The sequence below is a fragment of the Glaciimonas sp. Gout2 genome, from assembly GCF_035018905.1.
GTDB lineage: Bacteria > Pseudomonadota > Gammaproteobacteria > Burkholderiales > Burkholderiaceae_D > Glaciimonas.
This window is the reverse complement of the sequence record NZ_JASJXA010000160.1, coordinates 1-221: the sequence shown is the minus strand read 5'-3', so window position 1 is coordinate 221 and position 221 is coordinate 1. Positions and strand designations below refer to the sequence as shown.

Here is a 221-nt window from a genome sequence, read left to right as displayed (position 1 = left end):
CCGAGTTGGTCCAGTGTGAATAATTCATTGGCTTGAGAAATACCATCCTGATTGAGATCACGCCAGACTTTGAGCTGATTCCAGTTGGCGTCGTTTTTATCGATCTTGCCATCGTGATTGGAATCCAGATCAGCCAGTGCGCCAAAACCATCGCTGGCGGTGTGGCCGTTGTCGAGTTGGGTGGAATTGCCGAAGAGTTCCGTTCCGTTATCGATCACGCC

1 pseudogene is annotated in these 221 nt (G+C 50.7%); it reads right to left on the bottom strand.

The features are described 5' to 3' along the window. Positions 1-221 (bottom strand): annotated as a pseudogene (locus QN379_RS23595) (calcium-binding protein); the annotation flags it as partial.